Here is a 7,778-nt window from a genome sequence, read left to right as displayed (position 1 = left end):
ATCTGGTACGTACGGGGGCGGGACGGGTCGGCGGAGCCGGGCGGTTCCGAGGAGCCGGGCGCCACGGAGCCGGGCGCCCCGGCCCACGCCATCGACGCGGGCGCCGAGCTGGACCCCGTACACCCGATGACGCTTCCGCGGCCCGCCGGCCGGCACACCGGGCTGACCTCCGACGAGGTGGCGGCGCACGTGGCGCGCGGGGAGGTCAACGACGTCCCCGTACGCAGCAGCCGGTCCACCACCGAGATCGTCCGGGCCAACGTCTTCACCCGCTTCAACGCGATCATCGGCGTGCTCTGGGTGATCATGTTCTTCGTCGCGCCGATCCAGGACACCCTGTTCGGCTTCGTGATCATCGCCAACACCGGTATCGGCATCATCCAGGAGCTGCGCGCCAAGAAGACCCTCGACGGGCTCGCGGTCATCGGCGAGGCGAGACCGACCGTACGGCGCGACGGGGTCGCCACCGAGATCTCCACCTCCGCCATCGTCCTCGGCGACCTGATCGAGCTGGGACCCGGCGACAAGGTCGTGGTGGACGGGGTGGTGGCCGAGGCCGACAGCCTCGAAATCGACGAGTCGCTGCTCACCGGCGAGGCGGACCCGGTGCTGAAACGTCCCGGCGACCCCGTGATGTCGGGCAGCTTCGTGGTCGTCGGCGGGGGCGCGTTCCACGCCACGAAGGTCGGGCGCGACGCCTACGCCGCGCAGCTCGCCGAGGAGGCGTCCCGCTTCACGCTGGTCGACTCCGAGCTGCGCAACGGCATCAGCACGATCCTCAAGTACGTGACCTGGATGATGGTCCCGACCGCGATCGGGCTCATCCTCAGCCAGCTCGTCGTCAAGCAGAACGACTTCAAGAACTCCATCGCCAGGACCGTCGGCGGGATCGTCCCGATGATCCCCGAGGGCCTGGTGCTGCTGACCTCCGTCGCCTTCGCGATCGGGGTGATCCGGCTCGGCCGGCTCAAGGTCCTCGTCCAGGAGCTGCCCGCCATCGAGGGGCTGGCGCGCGTCGACGTCGTCTGCCTCGACAAGACGGGCACGCTCACCGAGGGCGGCATGGACGTCAGCGAGCTGCGCCCGCTCGGCGGCGCGGACGAGGCGTACGTACGGCAGGTGCTCGGCGCGATCGGCGAGTCCGATCCGCGCCCCAACGCCAGCCTCCAGGCGATCATCGACGCGTACCAGGGCGAGCGCGGACGGTGGCCGGTGGCGGCGGCGCTGCCCTTCTCGTCCGTACGGAAGTACAGCGGCGCCGCGTTCGAGGAGAACGGCGCCGCCGGAACGGGGAGCGGGGACGGTCTCTCCCGCTGGCTGCTCGGCGCGCCCGATGTGCTGCTGCCCCCGGACGATCCGGCGCTCGCCGAGGTCGACCACCTCAACCGCCAGGGGATGCGCGTCCTGCTGCTCGCCCGCGTCGGCACGGCCGCCGGGGACACGGACGGTACGGGCGCGGACGGTACGGGCGCAGGCGGTACGGGCGCAGGCGGTACGGGCGCGGACGGTACGGGCGAGGCGGGCGCGGGCGTTCCCGAACTCGACTCCCCCGAGGCCGCGTCCGCCGCGCGGGCCACCGCTCTCGTCGTACTGGAGCAACGGCTGCGCCCCGACGCCGCCGACACGCTCACCTACTTCGCGGACCAGGACGTCGCCGCCAAGGTCATCTCCGGCGACAACGCGGTCTCCGTCGGCGCGGTGGCCGGAAAGCTCGGTCTGCCGGGCGCGGACCGGACCGTCGACGCCCGCCATCTCCCCGCGGAACGGGAGGGGATGGCCGACGCGCTCGACGCGGGGGCGGTCTTCGGCCGGGTCACCCCGCAGCAGAAGCGCGACATGGTCGGCGCGCTCCAGTCACGCGGGCACACGGTCGCGATGACGGGGGACGGCGTCAACGACGTGCTGGCGCTGAAGGACGCGGACATCGGCGTCTCGATGGGCTCGGGCTCGGAGGCGACCCGGGCCGTCGCCCAGATCGTGCTGCTGAACAACAGCTTCGCGACGCTGCCGTCGGTGGTGGCGGAGGGCCGCCGCGTCATCGGCAACATCACACGGGTGGCGACGCTCTTCCTCACGAAGACCGTCTACTCGGTGCTGCTGGCGATCCTGGTGGCCTGCTTCCAGGTCGAGTACCCCTTCCTGCCGCGCCATCTCACACTGCTCTCGACGCTGACGATCGGCATCCCGGCGTTCTTCCTGGCGCTCGCCCCGAACAAGGAGCGCGCCCAGCCCCACTTCGTACGGCGGGTGATGCGGTACGCGGTGCCCTCCGGGATCATCGCGGCCGTCGCCACGTTCGCGACGTATCTGCTGGCCCGGCACTCCTACACCGGTCCCGACTCGCTCGGCGCGGAGACCAGCGCGGCCACGCTCACACTGTTCCTGGTCTCCATGTGGGTGCTGGCGATCGTCGCGCGCCCGTACACGTGGTGGCGGATCTGCCTCGTGCTGTCGATGGGGGCGGCGTTCCTGGTGGTGCTGGCCGTACCGGCGCTCCAGCACTTCTTCGCGCTGAAGCTGGTGGGGACGACGGTGCCGTGGACCGCGGTGGGGATCGCGGTGGTGGCGTCGGTGGCGCTGGAGCTGTGCTGGCGGTGGGTGGGGCGCAGGTTCCCCGCCTCGTAGCCCTCTCAGCGCAGCACGGCCAGGGTGAACGGGTGCCCGGCCGGGTCCGAGTAGATCCGGGTGTCCCGCGGTCCGCCGTTGTCCTTGGTGTCGAGGGGCCGGGCGCCGAGGGCGATCGCCTCGCGCTCCGCCTCGTCGATCTCCCCCTGGGAGACCGTGATCCGCAGATGCGCCTGCTGGGAACTCTCCGGGCGCGGCCAGCTCGCCGGCGCGTGGCCGTGGTCCCGGCGGATCGCGAGATGGGTCCCGGAGTGGCCGACGACCTCCACGAGGTCGGGATCCGTGCCGACGCGGGTCTCGGCACCGAGGAAAGAGGCGTAGAACCCGGCCAGTTCGGCGGGTTCGGCACAGTCGAGGATGAGCACGCTCTTCTTCGCGACAGTCATGCACCGCGCCTACCCCCGGGCGTCGCGCACACGCGTGGTGCCGCCCTCGTGGCTGGGTGCACGGCCGGTACGGCGTGCACACCGGACATGGCCGGTGTGCACGCCGGGGCGCGCCGCGACGGGTTCTTCCCGCCGCCCCGCTGCCTCACCGCGCCCACTGTTCCAGGGCGCCCGCTACTTCACGGCGACGTAGTCACCGGTGGCGTTGACCGCGGGGGTCGAGGCCGTACCGGCGAAGCTCCAGCGCCAGTAGCCGGAGGCCGTCGTCTTGGTCGTCGTGGTCTTCAGCGTGCCGGTGCCGGAGGTCTTGACGGTCTTGACGTCGGTGTAGGTGCTGCTGTCCTTCTTACGGAACTGGAGCTTCACCGACTGGGTGGCGTAGCCCTTGTAGGTGGCGGTCTCCCAGTTGGCGCGCGACAGCTTGCCGGTGACCGTGAGGGTCTTGCCCTTCTTCACCGGCTCCGGGGAGGCGTCGACGGTCAGCTTGGAGAGCCGCTGGAAGCGGATCTTGGCGGACTTGTCCTTCTGGACGTCCGTCCCGCCCTTGGCCAGCACGGCGGCGCCGACGTTCCAGTAGGTGGCGTCCGTGTTGATCAGCAGGCCGGGGTCGACCGTGACGGTGAGCGTGCAGGTCGAGGTGGTGGCGTTGGCGGCCTTGCACTTCGCCTTGTCCTCGTTCTGGCCGAAGCCGAAGGCGTCGTCGTCGTCGAGGCTCTTGCCGATCCAGAGGAGCGTGGCGGCGTCGGCGATGCCCGAGGCGTGGGTCGCGGTGATCGCGACGGTGACCTTCTTGGTGGCGGTGGTTCCGACGACGATCGGCTTGCCGCCGTTCACCACCGTCTTGGTGATGACCGGGGCGACGGCCTTCGCCGTGGCGGAGAGTCCGTTCGTCCTGGCCTTCGGCGTGGCGGCGGCACCGTGCTGGGCCGGGAAGCCGTACGCGGGAGCGGACGGGCGCTCGCCGCCGGCCGGGCCGGACTGCGCGGCCTGGGAGGCCGGTACGGCGAGAGCGGACAGGGCCAGGGCGCCGGAGACAGCGGCAACAGTGGCACGAATACGCATGCGTTCCCCAAGTGGAGAAGGGGCCCCGCGGTGCGTCGTCCGTACGGCGGGGCCCGTCTGGTCTGTGAGCCTGGTGACTCGACAGACCAGACCGGATACGCATGTGAATAGTTGTACGGAATCATGACCTTTTTGCGAAGGCGCCGAAAAATCAGCCGATGTCGAAGCACCGGCCGCTCCGGAGCGCCCCGCCGGTGAGCCGGCCGACCGGCCCGTCAGCCGGTCAGCCCGTCAACCCGTCAGTTCCTCAGCCCGTCAACCCGTCAGTTCCTCAGCCCGTCAACCCGTCAGTTCCTCAGCCCGTCAACTCGTCAATTCGTCAGTCGAACCAGCGGTCCCTGGCCAGTTCCTCCGTCCGCGACAGGTCCTCCAGCAGCGCCGCCACCTCGAACCGGCGCGGCCACTGCCCCGCCGCCCATGCCAGCCCCGCCGCCACGCCCTCCAGCGTCGCCGCGTGCAGCACCCCGTCCGGGGTGCGGCGCCAGTCCAGTTCGACGCCGCCCGCGACCAGTTCCTCGTACTCCCGGTACGTGGCGGGCGTGGCCGGGCCCAGCAGCGCGCGGACCGCGTCGGGCACCTCGTGCTCCTCGCCGCCGGCCGCCGCCTCGCCCGTCAGCTCCGCGGCGACCGTCTCGCCGAGCCGCCGCACCTGGAGCAGTTCCGCCAGCTCCACGCAGCGCGCCGGGGCGACCGGCAGCAGCGGCAGCCCGGCCGCCAGGGGCAGCAGGTCGGGGGCGTCGGCGATCACCGCGTCCGCCGCGTCGACCACCCGGACCTCGCCGTCGACCACCGCGCGCAGTTCGTCGGGCAGGGTCACCCGGTCCGGGTCGAGCTCGGCCAACGCGGTGTAGAGCGCGTGCAGTTGTTCCGCCGTGACCTCCCGTTCCGGGTCCGCGAGCCGGCCCAGCAGCTCGGCCGCGCCGCCGGGCTCGTCCAGCAGCGCGGCGACGGAGGTCCGTACCCCCAGGGCGCGCAGCACCTGCGCGTCGTCGAATCCCGTCGCGTCCACCGCGTCGTACAACCCGGCGAGCAGCGGGTCCCCGGTGGCGGAGCGCAGTCCTGCGGGGCGCCGTCCGTCGAGCACGGGGTGGTCGCGCAGCCACCACGCCGTGTACGGGCGCACGCTCTCCGTCGTCCCGTCGGGGAGCAGGACCCGTACGGGCAGGACGAGCGCGTCGCGCAGCGGCGGCCGGGCGAGCAGCGTCAGCGCCCGGGGCCACGCCTCGTCGTCCACCAGGTCCAGGTCGCGTACGGCGACGATCTCGGTGGCGACCGGCGGTACGGGGGTGTCGGGCAGCCGGTCCAGGACGTCCTCGCACCAGACGTCGACGGCGTCGAGCAGTCCGGCGTCGTCGGGTTCGGCGAAGTCGCCGTCCCTGGGCTCCAGTTCGTCGGGGTCGAGGACGATGTCCGTGGCGCGTACGAGGGCGAAGTCGGATAGGACGCCACAGGCGGCGAGGGGCTGTTCGCCCCAGCGTTCGGCCAGTTCGGCGTCGCAGTGGGCGAGTTCGCCCTCGCGCAGGACGGAGGCGAACGCGCTTCCCGGCAGGACGAGTTCACCGGCGGGCGCCAGTTCGCCGTCCTCGTCGGTGAGGGCGAGGGCGCCGAGCCACGGCTCGTCGCCCGCTTCGAGTCCCGCGTCCCGTACGAGGGTGAGGACCAGTTCGGCCAGCTCCTCGGCGTCCGGGGTGGTGGCGTCCTCGTCCCACACGTCGCCCGCGTCCAGCGAGGCGGCGACCGCCGCCCGTACCTGAGGGGTCGTCAGAATCGCGCGCGGCGTGGCCGGGAGCGCGCCCAGCTTCTCCAGCAGCGGGTGGGCGGCCTCGGGGTGGGCGACCTTCAGCCCGAGCCGCGCGAGGTCGGCGGCGCCGGCGCCCCCGGCGCCGTCCTCGCCGCCGGGCAGCGGCAGCAGCACCTGGCGCGGCCCGATCGTCGTCCGCCCGTCGGCGAGCGGCACCGGCAGCCCGGAGAGCCGGTCGGCGTCCACGCCCGCGAGGGATTCGTACAGCCGGTGCCACCAGGCGGGCGGCCGTTCGACGCCCGCGATGCGCTCGATGGCGTCGCCGAGGGGCAGCCGGCCGACCCCGAGCGTACGCAGCTCCGGGCGCCGTTCGAGCCCGGCGGGCAGCAGGGTGGGCAGCACCTCGGCCAGCACCCGTACGGTGTCGGCGCCCGCGCCCTCCACGACCTCCGCCTCGAAGGGGCGCAGTGCGACCGGCCCCTCCTCCCGCTCGTCGTCCGGGGCCGCCGGGGCCGCCGGGGCGAGGAAGGCGACGCGCGGCAGCCGCTCCAGGATCGCGGCGCGCAGGCTGCCGTCCAGCTCGCCCTTGCCGAGCGGGCCCGGAACGAGGTCGAGGAGGCCGGTGGAGTTGGGCTCCCAGGCGGCGAGCAGTTCGACGTACGCCTCGGCCGCCCGCGCCACGAGGAAGTCGGTGAGCGGGCCCGGCGCGGGGTGGCGCCGGGCGGTGTCCAGCGGCAGGGTGGCGATCAGCAGCGCGGGCACGCCGAGGGGTTCGTCGGTGGGGGTCGGGGCGTGCACGACCGGCGCGGTGCGCGGCCGGGCCGGGGCGCCCTCGTCGTCCACGGGAACGGCCCAGGTCACGGCCCAGTGCGGGCGCAGCCGCTCCTCCACGGGACGCCCTTCGAGGAGCGCCGCGTCGGTGGCGCCGTGGTGGCTGACGACCCGCCAGCGGCGCGTCCCGCCGTCGCCCGCACCGCCCGCGCTGTCGTGCACGACGACGTACGAGGCGTCCCGCGTCCGCCGCACCACCCGCTCCCCGTCGGGCGTCTCGACGACGACCTCGGCGAGCCCGGCGAGGGTGAGCAGCAGCGCGTCGTCGACCCCGGCGAGCAGCCGCTCCACCAGCGCGGTCGCGGCGCCGTCGCGCAGCGGCAGGATGACGACGGTGTCGTACCCGTCCGGGGCGGTGCCCTCGGCGGGCAGCGGCAGCCGCAGCAGCGGTACGTGGCCGTCGCGGCGCCGCAGTTCGTCCCCGAGGCCGGGGCTGGCCTGCGCGGTCACCCCGGCCAGTTCGCGGGCCTCGGCGAGGGACCAGCGGACGCCGCCGTGCCGGCCGATGACGGCGGGCTCGTCGCTGACGGCGAGCACGGCGGCGAAGCCGACGCCGAACCGTCCCACGGCGCTCTCGTGCCCCTCGCGCTTGGCGGAGGCGCGCAGGGTGGACAGCGACTCGACGCCGGTCGCGTCGAGCGGCGCGCCGGTGTTGGCGGCCACCAGCACGGCGGGCCCCTCCTCGGTCGCGGGCCGCAGGGTCAGCCGCAGCCGCCCCTCGACGCCGGCGCGCGCGGCGGCGTCGGCGGCGTTCTGGGCCAGCTCGACGACGAGCCGGTCCCGGTAGCCGCCGAGAGCCAGGTCCTCCTCGGCGTTGGCGTCCTCACGGAACCGCGCGGGGCTGGCCCCCCACGCGTCCAGCACCCCACGCCGCAGCCGCGCCGTCCCGAACGGGTCGGCCCCCTCGGTCGTCCTGACGCTCACGCTGTGACTCCGCTCTGTTCTGGTCGAGTACGGCGCACTGTCCGTCTCCGCGTACGGGCCCGAACGTACCGCGCGGCACGGACCGGTGGGGGTGCGGGGCGCGTCCCGGCCCCCGTCCGGGGCGGGCGCGGCCCGGCCTTCCCGGGGGCTGGTGGGCCCGGGGAACGCGGCGGGGCGTGTGCCCCCGGTACGGTCCCCCACCGGGTCCG

At 73.9% G+C, this 7,778-nt stretch carries 4 protein-coding genes; 1 reads left to right on the top strand and 3 read right to left on the bottom strand.

All coding sequences use genetic code 11. From position 1 onward, the window contains the following. Positions 1 to 90 precede the first annotated feature (90 nt). Entirely contained in the window at positions 91 to 2,625 is a 2,535-nt protein-coding gene (locus ACFXPK_RS31900) for an HAD-IC family P-type ATPase (RefSeq protein WP_385080648.1), read from the top strand. Positions 2,626 to 2,630: 5 nt separating this feature from the next. On the opposite strand, the gene ACFXPK_RS31895 is transcribed toward ACFXPK_RS31900, so the two are convergent. The 3 genes from ACFXPK_RS31895 to ACFXPK_RS31885 all read right to left on the bottom strand — a co-directional run bounded on the left by ACFXPK_RS31895 (position 2,631) and on the right by ACFXPK_RS31885 (position 7,569). Then, positions 2,631 to 3,011: a VOC family protein gene (locus tag ACFXPK_RS31895; protein WP_385080646.1), complete on the bottom strand. Its 381-nt coding sequence runs from the start codon at positions 3,009 to 3,011 to the stop codon at positions 2,631 to 2,633. Positions 3,012 to 3,185: 174 nt separating this feature from the next. After that, positions 3,186 to 4,073, bottom strand: coding sequence for a DUF5707 domain-containing protein (locus tag ACFXPK_RS31890; protein WP_385002530.1), 888 nt, complete (start codon positions 4,071 to 4,073; stop codon positions 3,186 to 3,188). A gap of 319 nt (positions 4,074 to 4,392) precedes the next feature. Further along, the gene (locus ACFXPK_RS31885) at positions 4,393 to 7,569 is read right to left on the bottom strand and encodes a sacsin N-terminal ATP-binding-like domain-containing protein (protein WP_385080644.1); all 3,177 of its coding nucleotides are present in this window, start codon (positions 7,567 to 7,569) and stop codon (positions 4,393 to 4,395) included. Positions 7,570 to 7,778 lie beyond the last annotated feature (209 nt).

The organism is Streptomyces sp. NPDC059142, assembly GCF_042755665.1.
GTDB lineage: Bacteria > Actinomycetota > Actinomycetes > Streptomycetales > Streptomycetaceae > Streptomyces.
This window is presented reverse-complemented; position numbering and strand designations above follow the sequence as displayed.